Source organism: Providencia sp. Je.9.19, from assembly GCF_051129765.1.
Taxonomy (GTDB): domain Bacteria; phylum Pseudomonadota; class Gammaproteobacteria; order Enterobacterales; family Enterobacteriaceae; genus Providencia.
In genome coordinates, this window is sequence record NZ_JBCPSS010000001.1 from 559,157 (window position 1) to 582,860 (window position 23,704).

A 23,704-nucleotide genomic window follows, 5' to 3' on the forward strand; every position below is an offset into this window, starting at 1 on the left:
TTTTATTTGGATTTAATCATGAAAGTTAAAACCGTGATGGCAATTAATATTGCTACAGGGCTATCTGTTTGTTGTGTTCCTATTATTAGTTGTGCTGCCGAACGGGAAAATATCGGTAAGATAACGGTGCAAGATAAAACAAAAACCATTAAACAGCGCGATCGTAAAGGTGCTGATGATCAATACGATAAAGACGAGTCAAATATCTATATTAGTAAAGAAGCCGTTGAGCGTTATAAAGGAACGAATCCCGCAGATGTGCTTACGCAAGGTGTGGGTGTGTACAGTGGAGATGCACGTAATAGTGGTGCATTAGACCCTAATATTCGGGGTATACAAGGACAAGGAAGGGTGCCAGTTACTGTTGATGGCACGGAGCAAGCAATTACAGTTTGGCGTGGTTATAACGGAGCGAATAACCGCAACTATGTTGACCCGAATATGATAAGCAGCATTACGGTAATAAAAAGCCCCATGTTAGACCGTAATATTCGGACCTCAACGGGGGGAGGTGTGGCTGTTAAAACCATTACAATTGATGATGTGGTTGAACCCGAAGATAAATTTGGTGTTGATATAAAACTAGAAACCAGTAGTAATTCAACTAAACCAAAAATTAATCATTTAAATCATGGGGTGGATTATCGCGATGATGCTGAGCTTATGGAAAGCTTTCATAATAAACCCAATGCTACGTGTATTTATTTTCAGGATGAACAAGTATTAGTTGAGCCAAATTCAAGGGGAAATACGCATTTATTTAACCTTAAAGATAATGCTGCTCGTTTTGCTATTGGGACACGTCAAGACGTATTTGATTTTATGATGGCTTATAGCTACCGTAACCAAGGTAACTATTTTGCAGGCAAGCGAGGTGCAGATCAATTTAGAGGTGAAATTGTAACTTATGATTATTCAACGCCTAACAAAGGGATGGACCCCTACATGCCGTTTGTGGCCAATATATATGCACCGAATAAAGAAGTTGCTAATACTTCTAATGAAATGAAAAGTTTACTTAGCAAATTAAATATCAAGCTAACGGATACTCAGAAATTATCACTTGGCTATATTCATACCCAAAGCCAATATGGTGAAATTATGCCTTCTCAAATTAGATATCATGATTTGGTAGGAAAGATTCCACAATGGCCGTTGGCTAATTTAACATTGGAAACATTGTATGCAAATTATGCATTTAAGCCTGAATCTAACCCTCTGATTGATTTACAGCTAGGTTATTGGTTGACTAAAACAGACCTAAATTCAAATACGGCAGGTGGCCAGCCAAGAGAGCCTATGCAGAGGGATTGGGGATTTGATTATAATAAAGATAATCCTAGAAACCCTAAAGTCAACGGTAGACTAGTTGATGGAATTAAACTAAATCAGTTGGATGAACGCCAAGGTATTTCAGTCTCTAATAAATTTAAATTAAATTCTGATTTTGATGTAACCATTATGGGGAATTTTACTAAAGAAACCATTGGTAGTCGTGACGATATATTTAATTCTGATTCTACACCTATTTCTGGCTTATTCAGAGCAATGCCTCGAGAAGGGGAGCGTCATGAATATAATGGCGCAATTAAGCTTGATTGGCGTCCTACCGAATGGTTAAGTTTAAATGCGGGTATGCAATATATAAATTATTGGTCTAGGGATAAATTACATGAACGGCGAATAGAAGCTAAAGATGCTAATTTTGCGCCTTATTCACGTCGATATGCACGTAACTATAGAGTATCCCGTACATTGACAGCAGATGAAGCACAGAAAGTTATGCAATATGTAGACGAAGATGATGGGCGAATTTTTCATGGATATGAACAGAATGGCTATTATGCGGATGAAGAATCAAAAAAAAGAAGATTTAAAGGCCGAAATGTTTTTGTTCAAGAAGCCCTATCCTTACCTAAGAACGCTATACTGGAAGCCAGTTATCGACGTCATAATAGTAAACCACATGAATTTAGAATCGTTGAGAATAAATTTATTCAATGGAAATTAGATAATAACAATCGATTAATGCGGGATCAAAACCCTTTCTATAATGGTGAAGTTGATCTCGATGCTGAAGTCATTGATCCAATTACTGGCTTATTTTCTAAAAAATTTCGCCTAGCTGATGCGTTGAATAATAGATGGGATGAAATTAAATATACAATTGAAGAAAAATTTAAAAAACCAGAAAGAAAAGAAAACTTCGCGTGGGCCCCTTCATTTGGTGCATCCGTTTATTTAACGGATAATGATAGAGTCTTTGCACGTTATTTAGAAACCGTTAGAATGCCGAGTATTTTTGAAAATACAGTTGGCTTTTCGGGTTCAGGAAATATTAATTATGTCCCACCGAAATTTGCACCTGAACGGAGCCATACTATTGAAATTGGTTATGTGCGTAATTTACAAGAATTATTAGATGCTGAAAATCATGCAGATATTCGACTCAATTATTATAATACTGTAATTACTAATGCATTTGAAAGAGACATGGATTTAGTTTTTACTCAGGTTGATAAACACAAAACAGCAGGATTAGAATTATTAGCACGTTATGATAACGGACGGATATTTGGTGACGTTGGTGTGGATTATCGTTTAAAAAACGAAGTATGTGATGAAGCATCACTCATGAGGCTAGACCCATATAATAAATATGATACTCCTGAGTGTGTTGAGGCAGGCTTCCCTGGCGGTTATTTACGTACACAATTACAGCCAAAATATAGTGTACATGCCAATATTGGTGTGCGCTTTTTTGAGGAAAGCCTAGAAATAGGTAGCCGTATGCGTTATCACAGTAAAGCTGAAAATAAAGATGAAGCCGCAATGATGGGTAAATATCCCTATCAATATGCACCGTTAAATAACACGCCAATGAATTGGAATTCAATATTTATAGCGGATGCATATGCGAGCTATCAAGTTAATAAAGATATGCTAATTGAATTATTAGCGACTAATCTTTTAGATGAGTATTATTTAGATCCTTTAACTCGTAGCATGATGCCCGCACCGGGCAGATCTATACGTTTTAGCGTAACCAGCCGTTTCTAAAATAAAGCCCTTCGTTGTGCTATCGAATATATTAAACAGCGAAGGGTTTAATTGAGATCTAAAAATGATTAATCGACGTTTTAATTATACTTTTACCGCCTCTTTGCTATTACATGGTGGTTTTATTTATTATTGTCTTATGTCTTATAGCACTTTATCGTCACAAATTTACACACCGATTAACGCAACTGTTATTTCAATTGCATTAACTCATGCAGTGATTGAAAAACAAGTTAGTACTGTGGCTATCCCAGAAAGTAATGGAGGGGGATTAATTAGTGTTACTGCTCAAGTGGAAAATGCAGCCATCAAAGTTAATAAACAAAAAAGTGAAACTGATAATGAAAACAAAGTATCCAAAGTGACTAAAAAAAATATCAGCAAAAAAAACATGGATGAACCGATAAAAGATAGAGTGATACAAAAAGAGGATAAGCCCAAAAGTGAGCGAAGCGACGATGAAAAACAAAGTTCTAAGGATGGTGAGAATAGTGCTCAATCGCAGGCAGTTGGAACGCAAGGTTCACAAAATTCAGTTGCATTAGGCGATGATATAGATAGCTTGCATCAATTATATCTTGATAAGCTTAGGCAAGAAATTGAAAGACATAAAATATACCCAAGAAAAGCGAGAAATATGCATATTGAGGGTAAAGTAAAGGCTAACTTTGAATTAACCGCGCAAGGTGAATTAACTCGTATTTTGGTAGCTAAATCGTCAAATAACAGTCAATTAGACAACGCTGCTTTAGAGGCTATGCGAAAAAGTCGTTCAGTGGGTGTGCCACCTGCGGATCTTAATAGATTAATTACACTAGAAATCGAATTCACGCTTTAGTTGTACAAAAATAAAATCGGCTTTTGGGATAATACATATCGTTGATTAAGGCAATGATCACCGTCCAATTGTGCCGATTGAATAGCGCTAGTTGAGATAAAATAGATAAAATAAAAAGCAAGCCGCCAGCATTAATACACTTAGCTAGGTTAATACTATTAAATTAATAACAGCGGCTTTCTTTGCGGTTTTCTTATTCGGTCGTTTTAATGTCATCGCCTTCAGGAAGGGTGACGTTTAACTCAAGAACAGAAATATCATCGCCTTTTTGTTCAAATTGAACGGATAGCATTCCTGGGTCAACTTGAACATATTTACAGATAACCTGCAGAATATCTCGTTTCATATCCGCAAGATAAGCCGGTTCGCTATTACCACGACGACGCTCTGCAACAATGATTTGTAATCGCTCTTTTGCGATATTCGCTGTCGGTTTTTTTCTCGACAGAAAGAAATCCAATAAAGCCATTATTTACCCCCCAAACAGGCGTTTTAAGAAGCCTTTTTTCTCTTCTTCAATGAATCGGATAGGGCGATCTTCACCTAAAATACGTGCAACACAATCGCTATATGCTTGGCCTGCATCGGATTCTGTATCTAAAATAACGGGTTCACCTTGGTTTGATGAACGTAGTACAGATTGGTCTTCTGGAATGACACCAATAAGTGGAATACACAAAATTTCCAGAACATCTTCCATACTGAGCATATCACCGCGAGTTACCCGACCAGGGTTATAGCGGGTTAATAACAAATGCTCTTTAATTGGGTCTTCGCCCCTTTCTGCACGGCGTGATTTAGAGGCAAGAATACCTAAAATACGGTCAGAGTCACGGACTGAAGAAACTTCAGGATTGGTAGTAATAATTGCTTCATCAGCAAAATAAAGGGCCATTAAAGCACCACTTTCAATCCCTGCGGGTGAATCACAAACGATGAAATCAAACTCTAGTTTATCGCCTAACTCATCAAGTATTTTTTCAACACCATCACGAGTTAGTGCATCTTTATCGCGAGTTTGTGAAGCAGGAAGAATGTATAAATTTTCTGTCCGTTTATCTTTGATCAATGCTTGGTTTAAGGTTGCATCGCCTTGGATGACATTAACGAAGTCATACACTACTCGGCGCTCGCAGCCCATGATGAGGTCAAGATTACGTAGACCGATATCAAAATCGATAACGACGGTTTTCTTCCCACTTTGTGCCAGCCCAGTAGCTATGGCCGCGCTTGAAGTGGTTTTACCAACACCACCTTTACCAGAAGTAACAACGATTATGCGTGCCATGAATAATTCCTTGTAAATAAGGTCTAATTTAAGTATTCAATATTAAGTTTGTTATCAACTAAACGAAGTTTTGCTGCTTTGGAGAGAAATTCTGTTGGAATTTGATCGCTCAGCCAGTATTCACCTGCAATAGAAACTAATTCTGCTTGCAAATGCGTACAGTAAATCTGACTTTCAACATCACCAGAAGCACCGGCTAATGCTCGGCCTCTCATTACGCCATATATATGAATATTACCATCTGCTAATAATTCTGCACCCGCACTAATATTACTGGTGACGATGAGATCACTATTTGGTGCATAAATGCGTTGGCCTGAACGTACTGGAGTATTAATAATGCGAGTTTTACGATACCCGGCTTCTGTTTGCACTGGTACTGTTGATATTTCAGGTTTTGGGTTTACAACGTCTAATTGAATTTCAGCTGTTTTTTTACTTTTCCCTTCACTCAGTACTGGCAAGCCTGCATCATTAACTTTTTTTCTCAACAAAGGGTCAGTACAGCCACTCACACCTACAATTCTTAAACCTGCCGATGCAATTGCTTTATGAATGCTATATAAATCCGCATTTGGCGTCAGTTCTGCAATATTAATGACAACGGGGGCATTTTTTAGGAAGTCAGGCGCTTGGCTGACTTTATCTAGCAATGCTTTTTTGATGAGTTTAGGTTCTTCACTATATAAGTGAAGAACTGAGAGAGTAAAACTACTGCCTTTAAGTTCTATTGGCGATTGTGGCATCTATCTAGACTCAGCAAATTAAAATTTCCGAAGCAATCCTCGGGTGAAGATATTCTGTAAAACAATAGCATGTTATAGTTACTGTATTCTTCAAGCAAGCTAATGAACCAAGAAAAAGAGTTAAATATAATGATTTGTGCAATTTATAGAAGCCCTAACCGCTCCCAAACATATCTTTATGTTGAAAAAAAAGATGATTTTTCCCGCGTGCCCGAAGAACTATTAAAACAATTTGGCAGGCCTCAATTCGCTATGGTGATTTCTCTTGATAAGCGAGAAAAGCTAGCCAATGCAGACGTTGCGCGTGTTAAAGCTGATCTATCAGCTGTCGGTTATTATTTGCAATTTCCACCTCCAGTCGAGGATTTGCTTTCTGAATATAGAGAAACAAACGGCTAAAGCAAATTAAGATAATCCTTAAAAGTTAATACTGTCTGGAGGGTGAAAATGAAACCTACATTATTATATACATTAGTCGCTGGTGTGCTTTTAGCAAGTTGCACAGCACGACAGCCAACAAATACGACAACCCAAACGATTAGTGTTGAGCAAGAGGCGGCAATTGCAAAAGAGGTTGTCGCCTTAGATAAAGCTTTTCCTATTGAGCAGCGTGAGCCTTCTCAATTTCCAGCCTATGTTGAATTATTGAAACAACATGCTGAGGCTCAGGGGATTAAGGCTGCGACCATCGATCGCGGATTTGCCAATATTCACTTTATTGAGCGAGTAGTGAAAGCCGATAAAGGACAGCCTGAAAAGAGGGCTACAGTTACCTTAGCGAGCTACCTAAAAAATGTGTTACCTAATTCACGGATCAATGCAGGCGCTGACAAGTATTTCGAAAATCAATCAATACTTGATACAGTTAGCCAGCACTATGGTGTTCCACCACAGTTTATTGTTTCTCTATGGGGACTAGAAAGCGGATTTGGTCGTTCTCAGGGGAAAGAAGATGTTATTTCAGCATTGGCAACGCTATCGTTTGAAGGTCGCCGCGAAGCACTTTTTAGTAAACAACTATTAGCTGCTCTCGAGATTATGGATAAGGGTTATATTCCAGAGAACCAACAGCTTAAAGGATCATGGGCTGGTGCAATGGGGCAAAGCCAATTTATGCCAACCTCCTATTTGTCTTATGCGGCAGATGGTGATGGTGATGGCAAAATGGATATATGGAATAATAAAGCGGATGTTTTTGCTTCTATTGCTAATTATTTATCTACAGAAGGCTGGCAATCTGCATTACCTTGGGGTTATCAAGTTAGTTTACCCGCTGATTTTAATCGAAGCCTAGAAGGTGTTAAATCAGAGCAAGGAAAAACAGTGAGTCAGTGGGAGCAACTGGGCGTTAAATTACCTGCGTTCGCGCAGTTGTCTCCAGATGTAAAAACATGGATTGTTATTCCTGATGACCCAGAGGGGCGAACGTTTTTAGTGACTGAGAATTTCCGGACTATTATGCACTGGAACCGCTCATACTATTTTGCATTGAGCGTGTGTATGATGGCTGATGGCATCGCTAATAAAATACAATAACGATAAGAGGAGTTACCATTATGTATCAACATCGCGACTGGCAGGGTGCTTTACTTGATTTTCCAGCAAATAAGGTTGTTTGCGTTGGTAGTAACTACGCAAAACACATTAAAGAAATGGGTTCTGCACATCCTGAAGAACCTGTTATTTTCATTAAGCCGGAAACGGCATTATGTGATATCAATCAATCGATTGTTATTCCAAAAGATTTGGGTGCTGTGCACCACGAAGTTGAACTCGCAATATTAATTGGTATGCCATTAAAAAATGCGGATGAGGATAGGGTTTCTCGTTCAATTGCCGGATATGCGGTTGCGCTAGATTTAACGCTTAGAGACTTACAAGCTAAATTTAAGCAAGCAGGGCAGCCGTGGGAAAAAAGCAAAGCATTTGATGGCTCTTGCCCTATATCGGGTTTTATTCCTGTTAGCGCTTCAAGCGACCTGCAAAATGTACAGCTTTCATTAGAAATCAATGGGGAGGTTCGCCAGTCTGGTACAACGCGTGATATGATCACACCGATTTTACCCCTTATTAGCTATATGTCCCGCTTCTTCACGTTACGTGCAGGGGATGTCATTTTGACAGGGACACCAGAAGGTGTCGGTCCATTGATTTCTGGCGATATGTTAAAGCTATCAATTAATGATAACTCGTTGACCACTCGAGTTATTTAAGTAAAGGATTAATAAGTATTATGTCTCAGGCGTTCTGGCAGATTAAAACATTAGATGAAATGACTGATGGTGAATGGGAATCACTTTGTGACGGTTGTGGGCAATGTTGCCTGCATAAACTCATAGATGAAGATACCGACGAAATTTATTTCACTAATGTTGCGTGTAATCTGTTGAATCTAAAAACCTGTCAGTGTAAGCATTATGAAAACCGTTTCGATTATGAGGAAGATTGCATCAAGTTAAATCGTCATAACCTAGAAACTTTTGAATGGCTGCCAAATACTTGTGCTTATCGTCTTTTATTAGAGGGTAAGCAACTTCCTGCTTGGCATCCACTTAAAACGGGCTCAAAGATAGCAATGCATAATGAAGGTATTTCTGTTCGTCACATTGCCGTAAAAGAAACTGATGTGGTTGATTGGGAAGAGCATATTATGAATAAGCCGACGGGTAGGGGTTAATATCCTGATTTACTGGCTAAATTACATTAGGTTAATATGATTTAAGCATGGACGGGTATGTTGTTAAAGCTTTGGGCATAATAGCGTAATTTGATTGTCATTTTTATCTTGTATAAATGCGATAATCACTTGTGTTGACATATACCTCGTCTGTGCCCTGTGCCGCTATTAAACTCCAGCGCTAAAAGTCCAATAAGTGAATATATGTGGTGGCTCATATACTTTACTAAGAGAATATTCATTAATTCTGTTTTTACCATTCACATTAGGTTTACTGTCATATTGTTTTTATTTAAAAACCATACCTATAATACCAACGATACCTAACAGAACATCTGAACCTGTAAGTGCATATATGTTCTTAATTTCCTCGCCGCGAATATCTGCAAAACGTTCAAGTGCCTTTTTCGTTGACGTTGCTCTTACTTCTTCAAACTGCTTTTTATATCCAGCAGCAATGAGTTTTTGAATATTTTGCTCATTTGATTTTTCTATAGCGATAATCTTTTCTGACTTCACAAAAAAACAATAATTATTCATATAGAGTCCTATAAGGCGTGCTAATTTGCGGATATTAGGTTTTTTATTTTTTGGATAAGTCGCTTAAGACCAATAAACTATCAATACAACTAACATTGAATGATAATCATTGTCAAATCAAAGAAAGTACTAATTCATTGTAGATTATGCATTACATAACTTTTTTGTTTATGTCATTACTAAATTCCAATCTATCATTGAGGGGTTTTTATTGTTTAACTGATTGTAATAGCCTATTATTTTATGACATCAAACTAAATATTGTAGATCATGAAAAAAATATTATTAGGCGCATCCTTCTTGTTATGTACTTTTGGCGTACTTGCCGAGAAAAATTATACTGTTGAGCAATTGCATGAAATGATTGCCGCTAAACATTATCCTGAAATCAAAGAGTACAAAGTTTCTGGTAGCGGTGATATGCCAGATATAGATGCGTGTAAGCAAAGATTAGAAGAAAGAAGTGGTGATTTCGCACAGTATCCTAGAACTGTCGAGCAAGATACTGTAAACGTTAAATATGAAATTACCACTTGGATGCTGAATAAAGCGCAGAAAGTTATTTGTGAAATGAAAGATGGAAAAGCTGAGGTTGTACAACTCGACGCTGAATATAAGTAATCTCTCAATATACATTTTGTTTTTAATTTAATGAAAACACAGTACTTAAGGGCTGGTTTCTGTTCAACACAGGAGCCAGTCTTTTTATTTTGGTTGTCTAATTTATATTGTTAAATAACAATATGTTATATCTTTAATGTATTGGCTCAAGGTATTTTAAAGTACTCCTCTATCAACCTGATTACGAAATTACTATCTCTTATTGATTTAGTTTAATCGGCAGCGAATCCATTTTCCAACTATAAACTATTACTACTAATAAAAATATGTTGCAGAACACTTAATTGATATACGATAAATTATTGATATAAAATATTTTTATCTTTCAATGTCTCAAATTTGTCTAATTATGATTTTCAAAATGGGATAGCTATTTTATGTTAGATAATTAGAACAAATTTGATGGTTAATGTTGTGATTGAATTTTTAGATTGGTTGTAAAATTCTAATTCTGAAATTAATTTATCTAACAAAGAGGGTCTTTTTTAGATAAGTTTAGAGGGTGAGTCACATGATTACACCTTATATGAGTGAATTAGGAATATTCTTAATGATAATATTCGGTGAATAGAACTTTTTATTTACATTGGCTTATGGTTTATAAAGCTCATAACTTTCAATAAGTTATGTATTCATCTTTTTGAGACTTAATGATTTGTATTTTTAACAAAATGTAGACATATTCTGTATTTTAATTAAAAAAAGATAACTTTTGCTAACATAGGTACAGAAAAAGACTATCTAGTTGAGATGTATATTTAAATGTATTTTAATATGGCAAGAGAATTAAGTTGTGGATTTAATGTTTTTTTCTTTACGCTATTCTAGATTAAATCTACGTATATTTTTTTATTTTAAATAAAATAGAATATTATCTCGACAAAATGAGACTATCGTTCTTTTTTAATGAAAAAAGCATGCTCTTAGTATTAAAAAGTAATTTTACTCTCATTTTGAGTTAAATTTATATCAAGAACGATAATTCGAGATATAATTTTTTATTTTATCGTTCTGTGTTATTTTTTTTAAATCGACAAATCATTAGTTAAATTAATGCTTTTGGTTTTTTAAGTATTCGTATAATGATAAATATAGTTATAAATTTAATACTAAAATTATCTCTATGTATTTTTTTTCATCATTTTAGGTCTATTTATTGATTGTTTTCATTTTATTTAAATCTACATAATTCATTTATTCTGCATATTAATTTAATTAACCTGCTAAAATAGCTATAAAGTTCTATTTAAATTCTCGAATGAGAGTAATTGAGCCAAATAAATCTATCGCTATTTTCAATTGATAACTAAAGTCTAATAGCTTGTGCCTATCAAATAATTCATAAGTGATGATAAAAACGATTTAATTAAATTTAAGTTTTTATGTATCCTCTTTTCGAAATCATACAGAGCTATGATTATAAATTCGAAATAAGACTATTTAAGAAATATATTTATTTGCCTTAATGCAGCTGCATTTAAACAACAGCATTAAAGCAATTAGTTTAAAAATAAAATATGGATATTTCCGCTGTATTTTTATGCGGCAAGTTTCCTGTTTTTTCATTTTCTACTAAATAAAACTAACGCTTAATAAGTCTTTAAATACAAAAAAGAAAACCCTCATAATAGGACATAAAAATGAATAAAGTATTATTAACTACAGTTGCAACTGCATTCATCGGTCTATCTACAGCTAATGCGGCGAGTACTAATGTTGGCGGTGGTCAAGTTAATTTTCATGGTAAAGTAACTGATGTTTCTTGCTCTGTTTCTGTAGATGGCCAAGGCAGTGATGCAAGCGTTTACTTAGCGCCAGTTTCACTAACAGAGGTCAATGCAGCGGCACCAGATACCTATTTAAAACCTAAATCATTTGTGATTGATGTTACGGACTGTTCTGCGGCAACGACTGCAGTGACCGGTGATAAATTAGGTGTTACTTGGACTGGTGGTAATTTACTGCAAAGTGGCGCGGGTAAATCATTAGGTTATTTAGCTAATACAGAAACGACAGGTGCTAAAAATATTCAATTAGTACTTTCTGTGAATGACGAAACTAATTTAGGTAAGAAAATTATTCCTGGTGAAGCTGGGCAAGAAAAAGCGACAGGCGATACAACTAAAGTTGCAAACGGTGCTCGTTTTCAATATTACGTAGGTTACGCAACTTCTACACCTAAAACTGTTACTACAGGTGAAGTTCAAAGTTATGCAACTTATGAAATTACTTACCAATAACAAAAAGAATATCTTTAATTAATATTTGAATTTTAATATTAATTAATAAGCATGATATTAAGAAGCGGTGGAGAATCTGCCGCTTTTATCCTGAGGTAAAAATGAAAGCGTTAGTATTTATATTTTGCTTATTTTTCAGTATAAACTTATTTGCTAGTAATATTATTGTTAATGGTACTAGGTTTATTTATCCTGGAAATGAAAAAGAAATTACTGTGCAACTAAGTAATACAGCTGATCGTCCTGCTGTTGCCCAAGCTTGGCTTGATACTGGGGATGCGTCCGAAACACCGGATACAATAAAAACACCTTTTCAAATTACACCACCTATTTCGCGTGTAGAGGCTAAGGGCGGGCAAACACTGCGAATTAAGCTAATGGATAAAGCGAGTATACCTCAAGATAGAGAAAGTCTGTGGTGGTTAAATATTTTAGATATTCCGCCCATGGAAAAGAATAAAGCTCAGGAAAATCAAAATGTATTGCAATTAGCAATACGTTCTCGTTTTAAGTTTTTCTATCGTCCGATTGGTTTAAGTAGTCGCGAATTAGCACCTGAGCAACTAATAATTAAAGCAAACGGTAATAATATTATTATAGACAATCCTTCGCCGTACTTTATTACTATTACAAAAATTTCTACTGACGGTAAAACAAGTCTGAATGAAAAAACTATTTTAGTAGAACCTAAAAGTCAATCCATAGTGATGTTAAAACAAACACTAAAACCTGGCAGTAACATCATTATTAATAATATTAATGATTATGGATCAGATATTGCGGTGAAAACCACCGTAAGATAGGAATATATAATGAAACAACGAGAGTTAATAAATAAATATAGCAATACACTCTCGGTGACCTGTTTTGTCACTGTATGTATAGCCTCTACTTTTCCTGCTTGGGGTGAAGAAGATACAACCTACGAATTTAATAGTGGCTTTATTATTGGTAGCAAAGAAGATATTGATTTAAAACGTTTTAATACCTCAGGTATTAGTCCTGGTAAATATTCTGTAGATGTTTACACCAATAATAATTGGAAGGGGCGTTATGATCTTAATTTTGAACAGACAGAAACAGGCGAGCTAGGAATATGTTATACACCTGCAATGCTCTCTGATTTTGGGATTAGTGCAGAAAAATTAAACCCTAAAATAGCCCAAGATAGCAAAGATTGTTTACCCTTAAGCCAATGGAATAACGAGAAAGATATTAGTAGTGTTTTTCATTCATCAACATTACGTTTAGATATTTCAGTTCCACAAATTTATGAACAAAGAATTTCTCGTGGCTATGTTTCTAACCAATTTTGGGAAACAGGTATTCCAGCACTAAACCTTGGCTACATGGCTAACTATTATGATAATCATACCAGTGGTTCTCAAGGTACTAATGATGCAAGTGCTTATATTGGATTAAATGCAGGATTAAGTTTCGACGGTTGGTTACTTAAGCATATGGGGAATCTTAGTTGGCAACGTCATGATGGAACAAATTGGAATAGTAACCAGACTTATCTACAAAAACCAATGGCATCATTAAAGTCTAAAGCGACTGTGGGACAGTTTTATACTGATGGTGACCTTTTTGATAGCATTAGTTTGCGTGGTGCGAAGCTAGCCACTGACGATAATATGTACCCTGATGGAATGACAACTTATGCACCAGAAATCAGAGGAATTGCACAAAGTAATGCTTTGGTGACTGTTAAACAAAATGGCTCCATTATATATCAAACATCAGTGCCTCCAGGGCCATTTAATTTAACTGACGTATATCCATCCGGTTATGGTAATGATTTAAACGTGACAGTTAAAGAAGCTGATGGAAGTGAAACTATTTTTAGCGTTCCTTATTCATCGTTAGCTCAGTTATTGCGTCCTGGCTATACCCGATATCAAGTGTCGAGTGGTAAAGCGGATGCGGATGGTTTAAGAAATCGACCTCTCATTTTGCAAGGTACTATTCAGCATGGCTTAAATAATACCTTTACCCTTTATGGGGGAGTTACCGGATTTGATGATTACCAAGCTTATTTAGTGGGTACAGGTATTAATACAGGTATTGGTGCTGTTGCTATTGACTTAACTCAGTCACGTACAGCATTTAAGTATAGAACTGAAACTGGACAAAGTTATCGTTTTACCTTCAGTCGTCTTTTTACTCAAACTGATACCAACGTAGTGCTTGCGGCATACCGTTATTCTACAGAAGATTATTATAGCGTTAGTAATGCACTGTATGCGATCGACAATGATAAGCGGGGAATAGAGAACACGTTAGGACGCGAAAAAAATGGTTTCAGCTATACCTTGAACCAAACATTACCTGACGGTTTTGGTGGCGTATATTTTACGGGGCGTGTTTCGACTTATTGGGATAAATCCGGTACCGAAAAGCAATACCAACTTAGTTATAACAATAATTTCAATCGTCTCTCTTATGGTATTTCACTCATGAGAGTTTATGCGGAAAATACTAATAATAAGAAAGATGACCGTATAGCGTTGAATTTAAGTTACCCACTCTATTTTGGAGAAAGTCAAAGTACAACGATTACATCGAATACGACTTTTAATAATGAAAAATTTGGAACAAGTCAAATTGGAGCGAGTGGTGCGTTTGATCGAGATAATAACTGGACATATGGCGTAAATACATCAGTTGCTAATGGCGGTGAAAAAAATGTAGGGATTAATACCGGCTACCGAACTTCATCAGTTAGTACCAATGCAAACTATAGTCAAGGACAGGGGTATCGCCAATTTGGTCTTGGTGCAAATGGGTCCGTTATTGTGCATTCAGGAGGTGTAACTCTGACACCTAACAGTTCAACGACCTTAGCATTAATTGAAGCAAAAGGTGCTGAGGGGGCATCGATAGTAGGTGCACCTGGGGCACAAATTGATCGTAATGGTTATGCTATCGCACCTTATGTTCGACCATACCGTATTAATAATATTGAGCTTGACCCAAAAAATAGTCCTGAAGACATTGTATTTGAAAATACATCTAGTCAAGTGGTTCCTTATGAAGGAAGTGTCGTAAAAGTTAAATTTGAGACTAAGATTGAAAAAAATACGCCATTTAATGTGATTAGACTCGGAAATAAAGCTTTGCCATTTGGTGCAAATGTGACTGATAAACAAGGCGAGTCTATCGGTATTGTTGGGCAAGGTGGCACTGTGTTTATTAATAATGAAAATGCAAAAGAGGCCATCATTAAATGGGATAATGGCCAGTGCTCATTCTCTTTAGTTGCAGGAAACAGTAAGGAAATTCTATGTCAATAACAACTCAATGGCGCTGGTATGTTGGCATTGGTTTACTCTTTACTGCTAGCTACGCTTCTGCTGCCTGTAATCGTTCCAATGCAAAAACTTATGAGCTTGATATGCGCATGGGCAGGGTTGTGGTTAATCCTAATCTTCAGGTAGGAGATACTATTGCAGAACAGCGATGGACTATGAGTGAAAACTCAAATGTTACTTATGGATATTGTGATGCAAGAACAGCGATTACTGCGCAAGTAATAATGCCGAATTTAGCTCCGCTTGGTAATAAAGTCTATCAAACTAACGTTGCGGGTATCGGAATGAAATTTCATCGAGAAGGTGCTGTTCGAATGACCTATCCGGATGTTTTTTATACACCTTCATCTACAAATTATTATTTGGCGGGCTCTGTTTTCATACTGACATTGATAAAAACTGCGCCTATAACAGGTTCCGGTACGATAGCGAGTGGAAACTATACTTCTTACGGTTATATACCTAATAATAATCCATGGTTGGTCACTAAATTAAATGCCGAAGCTATCACAATTGTTTCACCATCTTGTCAAGTTGAAGGTGGTACAGATAAAAATGTATTTCTTGATCCGATTAAGCGTTCAGAATTGAAAGGTAGAGGAACGACAGCTGGAGAGCGAAACTTTGATATTACATTAAGGTGTAGTGGTGGGGTGAGTGTATCCGGTTTTGCAAATGTAAAGATGACGTTTAATGGTGAAAATCCAGTTGGTATTAGCAGCACACAGGGTGTGTTGGTAAATCAAGCAGCGTCAAGTGCTGCTAATGGCGTAGGTATACAAGTTTTAGAGCGCGGAAATAAAAAACCATTATCGTTTAATTCTGAATATATAATAGGAAGGTTAGTTGATAAGCAAACACAAAATATAGATTTAAAATATATTGCTCGATACTATCAATACGGGTCAACAATTTCATCAGGGGAAGTTAAGTCTAAAATGGTTTTTGATATTACGTATGATTAGCTAATCTATTATACGTAACTATTTTTTAATGCGTATTCTTACTGAAAATGATTTATGAATTTATAATGAGTTAATTTGATATAAGGGTGTTTAAACCAAATTTAAATAGAAACAATAAATGTTTCATTGTTTCTATTTTTATTTAATTTATGCTTGATGATTTTAGTGAGGTTCACAATCACAGCATTTTATAAAATCAAAGATAACGTAGCATTTTTAATGCTATGTTTTTTGTTTTTGATAAATTGAAGTGATTGTGTAATGTGTTTAAGAGTAATTTTTAGACGTAATAATCACGCTTTCAGCTACATACTCAAACCCTTGATCTATTTCGTTAAAATCTTTATTTTTATTATAAAGAAGTTCATTTTTATAGTCTTGAAAGAACCATTCAATTGGACATTTTAAAACATCAGCAATATCTATTAGATGATTAATAGGGATTTTATTGATACCATTTTCATAACGGGATATTTGTTGTTGGCTCAACCTTAATTTATTAGCTAAATCTGCACCAGATAAACCTAATTCTTTTCTCCGATTTTTTATTTTAATACCGATAATACTATGAATGTCCATATGACATCCTCAATTTTTAGAAGGATTATTATTGTCTGTGATTTTTAATAAATTGTGCTAGCTATAGTATATTAAAAAACAATCTAATTTAAAAGTTTTATTACCCATAATTATGATAAATATTTATATGTTTTATGTGGAAATTTTAATGTTCTAACTGGAAATAACACTGCAATTAATGTGGTATCATTTACTTAATGAAAATAAAATTAATTATAGTTAAAATTACGTAACTAAATGATTTGATATAGATCCTTATCTACAAATAACCTGACGCTATTATTTGTTCCAAATTGGAACCTAACTTTAACTCTAAATAAGAGTATTTAATATTTTGTAATCTTAAATATAAGTGTTAAATAAAATAATGTTTTTTGTTGATTAAGTTACGGAAATGCTAATGCATTAATTAATAAGCAATTATTGGTAATTGTAGGCCCGTGACATTTCAAATTAAATTTATATTAAATTGATGTAAATTAATATGGCGCTATCAGGTTTAATATGTTTATTTTTTAAAATATAACATACTCTACAATTCTAATCGAATTTTGACATTCATTCGGTCATTATTAATTTTATGTGTTGATTGCAAATTTAACATAAAGAACTTGATGTATACTATAATTTTGAAGAGGTATTTTATTGATTAGCTGGTGAGGCCTATGATGAAACTATATATTTATGACCATTGCCCATTTTGTGTACGCGCGAGAATGATTTTCGGTTTAAAAAAAATAGCAGTTGAGGAAATTGTTCTATTAGATAGTGATATAGATACGCCAACTCGAATGATTGGTCGTAAAATGTTACCTATTTTACAAAAAGAAGATGGTAGTTATTTACCTGAAAGTATGGACATTGTCCATTATATCGATAAGTTAAATGAACCCAGATATGCAGGGGGAGAAGTCTCTGCGGAGATTGATGCTTGGTTCAAAGCCGTATCAAAGACAGTATCTAAGTTGGTCACACCTCGTTTTGTTGAAACTGATTTTCCTGAGGTGAGTACAGCTGAAGCAAAAAAAGCATACCTTACCCGAGTTACTAAGTCTTATGGTGATTTAACGGTATTATATAAAGAAACTCACACCTTGTTGATTGAATTAGAACCACAAATGCAATTGCTTGATATATGGTTAGAAAATCGTAACGATAATTTTGATCTTAATGATTTTATTATATTTCCAATATTACGGAGTTTAAGCATTGTAGATGAATTATCATTTAGTACTAATGTCAATAATTATATGGTGCGGGTAGCTAAAGCTACAGGTGTTAATTTGCTTTTTGAACAAGCAAAATAGAATATTAAACTCGCAGCTAATTTTTGGCTGCGAGTTTAATTCTAAATTGATACTAATTGATACTAATTGATACTAATTGATACTAATTGATACTAATTGATGTAATCACGTAACATGTAGACTAGGCTGTATGGGCCTTGAGTAAGAACTAACTGATTATGTGAATATGTTACAGTAGCGCCTTTGGTTAACATCTTATTAATGAGAATATCTAATTTTGATAAATCTTCATCTACACATTCGAGCTCTGTTTTACTTATACTAGTGACTAGTATTTTAGAGTCGGTGATACTGGCTATTCCATTAAATTCATTGCACATTGTCGCAGATGTGAACATATTCTCTCCAAATGATATTGATGGAAGAGTTTGTTTATAACGTATCGTTTTGCCATTTACCTTAGTTAGCACAAAATTATGATGAACTAATTTTTGTACTAATGTTTGGTTATCGTTGCCTGCATTTACTTTTGGTGTCTGACAAGCCGTCAATAGTAAGCCAAATAATGTTAGCGGAATTAAACGTTTCATTATTACTCAGCTTTAACAACATTTGGGCAAGTTTCACCAAGACTAATCTGGCGAATATTATTTAGAGTCGTAAGACTAATACTTGTTAATGCTTCTTCAGTTAGGAATGCTTGGTGTCCTGTGAATAACACATTGTGGCAGGACGAAAGACGGCGGAATATATCATCTTGTATAACATCATTTGATTTATCTTCAAAAAATAGGTCTCGTTCATTTTCATAAACATCCATCCCGAGTGAACCTATTATTTGTGATTTAAGTGCATTAATTGCTGCGACTGAATCAATAAGTGCGCCACGACTTGTATTAATGATCATCACACCTTTTTTCATTTTGTGAAATGCAATTTCATCTAATAAATGATGATTTTCAGGTGTTAAAGGGCAATGAAGCGAAATAATATCTGATTGTGCATATAAAGTATTCAAATCAACGTATTCAGCCCCAAGATCTAATACTGCTTGATTAGGGTATGGGTCATGTGCGAGTAAACGCATGCCGAAACCTTTTAAGATCCTTAAGGTTGCTTGTCCTATTTTACCTGTACCAATAATACCAGCGGTACGGTTATGCATATTAAAGCCAGTTAAACCTTCTAGGGAGAAATTGGCATCGCGGGTACGTTGATATGCCCTGTGAATACGACGATTGAGGCAAAGCATCATTCCGACTGCATGTTCTGCGACAGACTCAGGAGAATATGCAGGAACGCGAACAACTTGGATGCCCAATTCTTCAGCGGCAGTTAAATCAACATTATTAAATCCCGCACAACGTAAAGCTAATATACGAATATTAAGTGCTGCCAGCTCTTCTAAAACAGCACGATTAGCTTCATCATTAACAAAAATACAAATGGCATCAGCACCAACAGCATTCTTTGCAGTTTGTACAGTTAATGGAAAATCAAAGTATTCAATACTAAAATTAAACTCTGATTGTTGATTGACTTGCTCCATATGCTTACGATCATACTGTTTGGTACTATAAGAAACGATTTTCATCAAAGAGACTCCACAAATTTTCAGGAACCAAAAAAATAAATAATAGGTGAAAAAGAGCACCTACAAAGAATGAGATCAGGATAAGACAATTAGTGGTGTAAAGCATCAACAAATTAACAAAACAAGCCTCTGTTTACTTTTGATTATTACTCAGGTTTCATAAATTGCGATTTAATGTGAAAATAGTATAAGAGATATCGGCTAACAATAGTTGTGTACAGACAAAACAAGGAAGCAGTAAATGAAAAGGGCACTTAAAATTCTACTTTGGGCATTTATAGGTAGCATTACGCTCTTGGTTTTATTGTGGATAAATATTGCACGTTGGACTCCTATTGTAGCGGCATATTTTTTACCACCATCAGTAAGTTTGTCATTGACTGAGCCTAGACTTAATAATAAGCAACTTTTCATTGAGCAAGTAACACTTAATTCGGGCAATTGTCATTGGGTTGAACTTAACAATGTTCGATTATCACTGTTTCCTTTGCATGCAAAAATAAACAATTTAAATGTCTCTCTAAATTGTCCTAATGAATCAAATATTGATAATAATGAAGCTGTTACTCCCATTAATATTATTGAATTAATAGACAGTATCCCCTTGTTTTCACTCGTTATTGATAATGTAAATATTCAACCATGGTCGAATTATCAAGGAAGCCTTTGGCTATATAAAAATGAAAAATTGCCATTGAAAGTTCAATACCGTGGAGAAAACTTAACGCTTACATCATCAATTACTGAAAATCATCAATTAATCATTAATGATTTTGCGATATTGTTACCTGATCAAAAACAAAAAATAGAATTGGCTGGCGATCTGCAACTTCCTTTAATGACAGATCAAATGCCCGAAAATGGTGTGCTTGAAACGCAATTTAGGTTAACAGGGATTGAGAAATTTTTTCAGGCCAAACTACAATGGCAACATAACGAAGGTATATTGACCTTAGTTGATGTAGATAATGCTAAGGAATTACTTCATCTACCATGGTCCCTGTCAGCGGAGAGTTTAAATATTACCCAAGGGATATGGCAATGGCAGGATGCAGGAATACCCATTCAGGGTGGGATAACATTACAAATTGACAACTGGAATAATTCATTGAGCAACATGGTTATTTCGGGGCGATTAAATATGCTAACGCAGGCCAAAAAAGGTAAAGCTAATCTTGTTTTAACGCTTCCTCCTAGCCAATTTAATTTATTAAATACCGATATCACCTTCAGTTTAAATGGGCAAGTTAAATATGATGATATGGTTTTAGATATTAATTTGCCAGCTCGACTTACCGGGCAATTAATCTCACCGGCAGTGACTTTTTTGCCGAGTTCATTATTAAGAGCTTACGGAAGAGTGTCTCCAACTCTTGTATTACAAGAGGCTCGTTTACCTTTAGCAGGAACATCTTTGGGAGCAGAAGGTATTTCTGGACGGCTTCAAGCCATATTGAAAATTAAAGAACAATACTGGGGAGCCTTTGCTATTCATCTCGATGGCAATGCAAATAAATTCACACCTGATAATGGTAAATGGTTTTGGAATTATTGGGGAAATGCAAAATTGCCTTCTCTAGATGCACAATGGGATATTAAAGGGAGAGGTAGTTGGCAGGGTACTTTATTAACGCTTAACAGTTTGACTACAGGATTTGACCAAATTAAATACGGGCTTTTAGCGATGAGCTCACCGAGATTGATACTCACAAAGCCTTTGCAATGGCAACGTGATGAGAATAAAGCTAATTTTAATGGTTCATTACAACTTACTAGCAATAAAATGCAATTTGGTGAGTATAGCTATTTACCAAAAATAACAGTTAGTGCTGCTATTAAAGGTAAGTCTCCAGCAAACTTTCAATTAAAAGGTGATTTGAGTACGAAAGAAGTCGGACCTATTATTATCTTTGGTCGTTGGGATGGTGAGCGCTTAAGAGGAGAGGCTCGTTGGCCAGAGCAATCAGTGACTGCATTTCAAACGCTTATACCTGAAGATTTAGGTATTGAATTGCGTCGAGGTAAGTTATTTTCGCAAGCTGCTTTTTCTATGACACCAAATGATGGTTTTATTGCTGGTGGGCATTGGCGAGTCGAAAATACAAGTATGTGGTTAAAAGATGGTGAACTAAATGGTTTAGATTTTGTTTTGCCGTGGAGACTAAAAAATAGTACTTGGACATTAGGTGAAAAATCGTCAGTTAAATTACGAATTAAACAACTTACTAATTTATTTGAGTTAAGCGATATAACCGCAGATTTGATGGGAACTTATCCTCCATCAGAGATTAAACCGCTAGAATTAAGCAATGTTGGTTTTAAAATGTTAGGTGGTGAGGTAAATCTCGATTTACTTCGTTGGCCACAACATGATGCTGCCATTATTAAATTACACCAAATTGAACTAAGCCAGTTATTTACCATACTAAAGGTTTCACAATTTGCAGTATCAGGAAAAGTTAATGGAGAATTACCATTTTATCTTAATAATCCTGAATGGATTGTTAAAGGTGGTTGGATGGAAAATAATGGGTCATTGACTTTACGTCTTGATACTCAATTTGTTGAGTCAATTAAAAAAGATAATATCTCTGCGGGATCGGCAATTAGCTGGTTACAATATTTGGAGATACAACGTAGCCGAACTGATGTAAATGTGACTAATCTAGGATTATTAACAATGAAAACAATCTTAGAGGGATTTAATTCTCAAGAAAAGAAAAAACGTGAAGTGCATTTAAATTATCAGCAAGAAGAAAACATATTTCAATTGTGGCGTAGTTTACGTTTTGGCAGCAGTTTAGAAGAATGGCTAGAAAAAAACTTATAAAGGATGAATAGGTAAAGTGAAAATACTCAAAATAAGCGTAGTATTTATAATGGCAATGTTATTGTCATCTTGTATTAGAGTTGAGGTCGCGACACCAGAAAAGCCGATCAACATTAATATGAATGTCAAAATTGAACATGAAATTCAAATTAAAGCAGATAGACAGGTTGAGGAATTACTTAAAGAAAACAGTGAGTTATTTGGCGAGGTCGACGTAAAATGATCAATTTTATTAAAGCCATTGCACTATGTATTTCAGTTATCTCATTTTCTGCATTTTCACTGACGGTCGATATAGCGAAAGAGCAAGGTGTTATTGGTGAAACATTGTCAGGTTACTTAGCAGTAGTTAACGAAAGTAATAGAGATGCAGATCAATTAGTCAATAAAATTAACCGTGAACGTGAAATCAAGTACAGTGAAATAGCATCAAAAAATAACCTTAAAACTAAAGATGTCGCTAAAATCGCGGGCCAGAAACTAGTCGACCGCGCAAGTCAGGGGGAATATGTACGAGGTATTAATGGGCAATGGTTGAAGAAAAAATAACAAAGGTACTTTAGGCTATATTGATTCGATTCTTCTATTTTAAGGTACTAGGCAATTAATATATTTTTGAGCCTGAATGTATGCTTGGTTGGCAAATATATCTTTATAGATCTCATCACGGCTAGTAAAAATATAAACATGTTTGCTTTTTAAGCCAATAGCACCTTGTTCAGTATATTTAAATGTATGGCCGAACCCGGCGATAAAATCAAAATAGTGTTTTAAGTGAAAAGAAATAGTAAAATTGTATATCGGTGCCACAATGATAATGATGTTATTTTGCTTAATTTCTTCAATTAATTGATTTGACAGATCCAATTGTGCTTGTTGTTGCTTCGTGAGCGTGCCACTAGAGGTAAAAGCTGCTAGTATTTTGCTATCGAGTGTTGGGAGCAGATTGTTGATTACACTCCGAACAATTCATTTATCAGTTGGATTTTTTCCCTGCCATTGTTGAATAAAATAATCTGTCATTTTATTAGTTTATAATGTGAAGTATCTGACAGGGTACCTGACTTCAATGATAATATTTTGCTCATTTATTTTCTCAAAACTGATTGATATTGCGTGGTTAACGATTGGCGCGAGACGCAATTGATTGATAAATGAAAATTAG

General features: G+C 35.2%; 23 protein-coding genes. 15 read left to right on the forward strand and 8 right to left on the reverse strand.

What is annotated here, in order from left to right; translation table 11 throughout:
• Positions 1-18 precede the first annotated feature (18 nt).
• Both AAZR93_RS02710 and AAZR93_RS02715 read left to right on the forward strand, forming a co-directional pair.
• Complete coding sequence (locus AAZR93_RS02710; RefSeq protein ID WP_434718896.1) at positions 19-3,060, forward strand: TonB-dependent receptor domain-containing protein; 3,042 nt, start codon at positions 19-21, stop codon at positions 3,058-3,060.
• A 64-nt stretch (positions 3,061-3,124) separates the two neighbouring features.
• Positions 3,125-3,898 (forward strand): TonB family protein, encoded by a 774-nt coding sequence (locus AAZR93_RS02715; RefSeq protein WP_434718897.1) that lies wholly within the window; start codon positions 3,125-3,127, stop codon positions 3,896-3,898.
• Between the two features lie 193 nt (positions 3,899-4,091).
• Here the strand turns inward: AAZR93_RS02715 and minE are convergent, their stop codons facing one another.
• The 3 genes from minE to minC are packed head-to-tail and all read right to left on the reverse strand — an operon-like array spanning position 4,092 to position 5,932.
• The gene (gene minE / locus AAZR93_RS02720; protein ID WP_294103497.1) at positions 4,092-4,367 is read right to left on the reverse strand and encodes a cell division topological specificity factor MinE; all 276 of its coding nucleotides are present in this window, start codon (positions 4,365-4,367) and stop codon (positions 4,092-4,094) included.
• A 3-nt stretch (positions 4,368-4,370) separates the two neighbouring features.
• Positions 4,371-5,186 carry a septum site-determining protein MinD gene (gene minD, locus AAZR93_RS02725; protein WP_294103499.1) on the reverse strand — a complete coding sequence of 272 codons (816 nt, stop codon included), beginning with the start codon at positions 5,184-5,186 and terminating at the stop codon, positions 4,371-4,373.
• A gap of 23 nt (positions 5,187-5,209) precedes the next feature.
• Positions 5,210-5,932 carry a septum site-determining protein MinC gene (gene minC / locus AAZR93_RS02730; RefSeq protein ID WP_434718898.1) on the reverse strand — a complete coding sequence of 241 codons (723 nt, stop codon included), beginning with the start codon at positions 5,930-5,932 and terminating at the stop codon, positions 5,210-5,212.
• Between the two features lie 129 nt (positions 5,933-6,061).
• Between minC and AAZR93_RS02735 the strand changes: the two genes are divergently transcribed.
• Genes AAZR93_RS02735 through AAZR93_RS02750 form a run of 4 tightly spaced genes read left to right on the forward strand, consistent with a single transcriptional unit; the run spans position 6,062 to position 8,609 of the window.
• Positions 6,062-6,331: a YcgL domain-containing protein gene (locus AAZR93_RS02735; RefSeq protein ID WP_294103877.1), complete on the forward strand. Its 270-nt coding sequence runs from the start codon at positions 6,062-6,064 to the stop codon at positions 6,329-6,331.
• Between the two features lie 48 nt (positions 6,332-6,379).
• The gene (locus tag AAZR93_RS02740) at positions 6,380-7,468 is read left to right on the forward strand and encodes a lytic murein transglycosylase (protein WP_434718899.1); all 1,089 of its coding nucleotides are present in this window, start codon (positions 6,380-6,382) and stop codon (positions 7,466-7,468) included.
• A gap of 20 nt (positions 7,469-7,488) precedes the next feature.
• Positions 7,489-8,145 (forward strand): fumarylacetoacetate hydrolase family protein, encoded by a 657-nt coding sequence (locus AAZR93_RS02745; RefSeq protein WP_294103505.1) that lies wholly within the window; start codon positions 7,489-7,491, stop codon positions 8,143-8,145.
• A 20-nt stretch (positions 8,146-8,165) separates the two neighbouring features.
• Positions 8,166-8,609 carry a YcgN family cysteine cluster protein gene (locus AAZR93_RS02750; protein WP_434718900.1) on the forward strand — a complete coding sequence of 148 codons (444 nt, stop codon included), beginning with the start codon at positions 8,166-8,168 and terminating at the stop codon, positions 8,607-8,609.
• 288 nt (positions 8,610-8,897) lie between these two features.
• Here AAZR93_RS02750 and AAZR93_RS02755 read toward each other — a convergent pair whose 3' ends face one another.
• A complete protein-coding gene (locus AAZR93_RS02755; RefSeq protein WP_434718901.1) occupies positions 8,898-9,149 on the reverse strand; it encodes a hypothetical protein in 252 nt (83 codons plus the stop codon).
• Between the two features lie 270 nt (positions 9,150-9,419).
• Here AAZR93_RS02755 and AAZR93_RS02760 point away from each other — a divergent pair, with 270 nt between their 5' ends.
• The 5 genes from AAZR93_RS02760 to AAZR93_RS02780 all read left to right on the forward strand — a co-directional run bounded on the left by AAZR93_RS02760 (position 9,420) and on the right by AAZR93_RS02780 (position 16,289).
• Positions 9,420-9,770 carry a hypothetical protein gene (locus AAZR93_RS02760; RefSeq protein ID WP_294103511.1) on the forward strand — a complete coding sequence of 117 codons (351 nt, stop codon included), beginning with the start codon at positions 9,420-9,422 and terminating at the stop codon, positions 9,768-9,770.
• Positions 9,771-11,410: 1,640 nt separating this feature from the next.
• Positions 11,411-12,010 (forward strand): fimbrial protein, encoded by a 600-nt coding sequence (locus AAZR93_RS02765; protein WP_294103514.1) that lies wholly within the window; start codon positions 11,411-11,413, stop codon positions 12,008-12,010.
• Positions 12,011-12,111: 101 nt separating this feature from the next.
• Positions 12,112-12,813, forward strand: coding sequence for a fimbrial biogenesis chaperone (locus tag AAZR93_RS02770; protein WP_434718902.1), 702 nt, complete (start codon positions 12,112-12,114; stop codon positions 12,811-12,813).
• Positions 12,814-12,822: 9 nt separating this feature from the next.
• A complete protein-coding gene (locus tag AAZR93_RS02775; protein ID WP_434718903.1) occupies positions 12,823-15,306 on the forward strand; it encodes a fimbria/pilus outer membrane usher protein in 2,484 nt (827 codons plus the stop codon).
• The gene (locus AAZR93_RS02780; protein WP_434718904.1) at positions 15,297-16,289 is read left to right on the forward strand and encodes a fimbrial protein; all 993 of its coding nucleotides are present in this window, start codon (positions 15,297-15,299) and stop codon (positions 16,287-16,289) included. Before AAZR93_RS02775 ends, AAZR93_RS02780 begins: the two co-directional genes overlap by 10 nt.
• Before the next feature lie 267 nt (positions 16,290-16,556).
• On the opposite strand, the gene AAZR93_RS02785 is transcribed toward AAZR93_RS02780, so the two are convergent.
• Entirely contained in the window at positions 16,557-16,868 is a 312-nt protein-coding gene (locus AAZR93_RS02785) for a helix-turn-helix domain-containing protein (RefSeq protein ID WP_434718905.1), read from the reverse strand.
• Between the two features lie 668 nt (positions 16,869-17,536).
• Here AAZR93_RS02785 and grxB point away from each other — a divergent pair.
• On the forward strand, positions 17,537-18,175 hold the full coding sequence (grxB, locus tag AAZR93_RS02790) for a glutaredoxin 2 (RefSeq protein WP_434719621.1): 639 nt from the start codon (positions 17,537-17,539) through the stop codon (positions 18,173-18,175).
• Positions 18,176-18,267: 92 nt separating this feature from the next.
• Here the strand turns inward: grxB and AAZR93_RS02795 are convergent, their stop codons facing one another.
• Positions 18,268-18,705: an META domain-containing protein gene (locus AAZR93_RS02795; RefSeq protein ID WP_434718906.1), complete on the reverse strand. Its 438-nt coding sequence runs from the start codon at positions 18,703-18,705 to the stop codon at positions 18,268-18,270.
• Positions 18,706-18,707: 2 nt separating this feature from the next.
• The gene (locus AAZR93_RS02800) at positions 18,708-19,709 is read right to left on the reverse strand and encodes a 2-hydroxyacid dehydrogenase (RefSeq protein ID WP_294103526.1); all 1,002 of its coding nucleotides are present in this window, start codon (positions 19,707-19,709) and stop codon (positions 18,708-18,710) included.
• Between the two features lie 241 nt (positions 19,710-19,950).
• Here AAZR93_RS02800 and AAZR93_RS02805 point away from each other — a divergent pair, with 241 nt between their 5' ends.
• The 3 genes from AAZR93_RS02805 to AAZR93_RS02815 are packed head-to-tail and all read left to right on the forward strand — an operon-like array spanning position 19,951 to position 23,088.
• Entirely contained in the window at positions 19,951-22,539 is a 2,589-nt protein-coding gene (locus tag AAZR93_RS02805) for a YdbH family protein (protein ID WP_434718907.1), read from the forward strand.
• 49 nt (positions 22,540-22,588) lie between these two features.
• Entirely contained in the window at positions 22,589-22,762 is a 174-nt protein-coding gene (locus tag AAZR93_RS02810) for a YnbE family lipoprotein (protein ID WP_434719622.1), read from the forward strand.
• Positions 22,759-23,088, forward strand: a complete 330-nt coding sequence (locus tag AAZR93_RS02815; protein ID WP_434718908.1) for a YdbL family protein — start codon at positions 22,759-22,761, stop codon at positions 23,086-23,088. The genes AAZR93_RS02810 and AAZR93_RS02815 overlap by 4 nt, the downstream gene beginning before the upstream one ends.
• 39 nt (positions 23,089-23,127) lie before the next feature.
• Here AAZR93_RS02815 and AAZR93_RS02820 read toward each other — a convergent pair whose 3' ends face one another.
• Positions 23,128-23,508, reverse strand: a complete 381-nt coding sequence (locus tag AAZR93_RS02820; protein WP_434719623.1) for an NAD(P)H-dependent oxidoreductase — start codon at positions 23,506-23,508, stop codon at positions 23,128-23,130.
• Between the last annotated feature and the right edge of the window lie 196 nt (positions 23,509-23,704).

What these genes read in the sequence shown, in the direction of transcription:
- AAZR93_RS02710 (WP_434718896.1), top strand. Translation starts at nt 19, where the DNA reads ATGAAAGTTAAAACCGTGATGGCAATTAATATTGCTACAGGGCTATCT.
- AAZR93_RS02760 (WP_294103511.1), top strand. Translation starts at nt 9,420, where the DNA reads ATGAAAAAAATATTATTAGGCGCATCCTTCTTGTTATGTACTTTTGGC.
- AAZR93_RS02800 (WP_294103526.1), bottom strand. Translation starts at nt 19,709, where the DNA reads ATGAAAATCGTTTCTTATAGTACCAAACAGTATGATCGTAAGCATATG.
- AAZR93_RS02770 (WP_434718902.1), top strand. Translation starts at nt 12,112, where the DNA reads ATGAAAGCGTTAGTATTTATATTTTGCTTATTTTTCAGTATAAACTTA.
- minE (WP_294103497.1), bottom strand. Translation starts at nt 4,367, where the DNA reads ATGGCTTTATTGGATTTCTTTCTGTCGAGAAAAAAACCGACAGCGAAT.
- AAZR93_RS02815 (WP_434718908.1), top strand. Translation starts at nt 22,759, where the DNA reads ATGATCAATTTTATTAAAGCCATTGCACTATGTATTTCAGTTATCTCA.
- AAZR93_RS02775 (WP_434718903.1), top strand. Translation starts at nt 12,823, where the DNA reads ATGAAACAACGAGAGTTAATAAATAAATATAGCAATACACTCTCGGTG.
- minC (WP_434718898.1), bottom strand. Translation starts at nt 5,932, where the DNA reads ATGCCACAATCGCCAATAGAACTTAAAGGCAGTAGTTTTACTCTCTCA.
- AAZR93_RS02750 (WP_434718900.1), top strand. Translation starts at nt 8,166, where the DNA reads ATGTCTCAGGCGTTCTGGCAGATTAAAACATTAGATGAAATGACTGAT.
- AAZR93_RS02755 (WP_434718901.1), bottom strand. Translation starts at nt 9,149, where the DNA reads ATGAATAATTATTGTTTTTTTGTGAAGTCAGAAAAGATTATCGCTATA.
- AAZR93_RS02795 (WP_434718906.1), bottom strand. Translation starts at nt 18,705, where the DNA reads ATGAAACGTTTAATTCCGCTAACATTATTTGGCTTACTATTGACGGCT.
- grxB (WP_434719621.1), top strand. Translation starts at nt 17,537, where the DNA reads ATGAAACTATATATTTATGACCATTGCCCATTTTGTGTACGCGCGAGA.
- AAZR93_RS02765 (WP_294103514.1), top strand. Translation starts at nt 11,411, where the DNA reads ATGAATAAAGTATTATTAACTACAGTTGCAACTGCATTCATCGGTCTA.
- AAZR93_RS02785 (WP_434718905.1), bottom strand. Translation starts at nt 16,868, where the DNA reads ATGGACATTCATAGTATTATCGGTATTAAAATAAAAAATCGGAGAAAA.
- AAZR93_RS02735 (WP_294103877.1), top strand. Translation starts at nt 6,062, where the DNA reads ATGATTTGTGCAATTTATAGAAGCCCTAACCGCTCCCAAACATATCTT.
- AAZR93_RS02745 (WP_294103505.1), top strand. Translation starts at nt 7,489, where the DNA reads ATGTATCAACATCGCGACTGGCAGGGTGCTTTACTTGATTTTCCAGCA.
- AAZR93_RS02740 (WP_434718899.1), top strand. Translation starts at nt 6,380, where the DNA reads ATGAAACCTACATTATTATATACATTAGTCGCTGGTGTGCTTTTAGCA.
- AAZR93_RS02780 (WP_434718904.1), top strand. Translation starts at nt 15,297, where the DNA reads ATGTCAATAACAACTCAATGGCGCTGGTATGTTGGCATTGGTTTACTC.
- AAZR93_RS02715 (WP_434718897.1), top strand. Translation starts at nt 3,125, where the DNA reads ATGATTAATCGACGTTTTAATTATACTTTTACCGCCTCTTTGCTATTA.
- AAZR93_RS02805 (WP_434718907.1), top strand. Translation starts at nt 19,951, where the DNA reads ATGAAAAGGGCACTTAAAATTCTACTTTGGGCATTTATAGGTAGCATT.
- minD (WP_294103499.1), bottom strand. Translation starts at nt 5,186, where the DNA reads ATGGCACGCATAATCGTTGTTACTTCTGGTAAAGGTGGTGTTGGTAAA.
- AAZR93_RS02810 (WP_434719622.1), top strand. Translation starts at nt 22,589, where the DNA reads ATGGCAATGTTATTGTCATCTTGTATTAGAGTTGAGGTCGCGACACCA.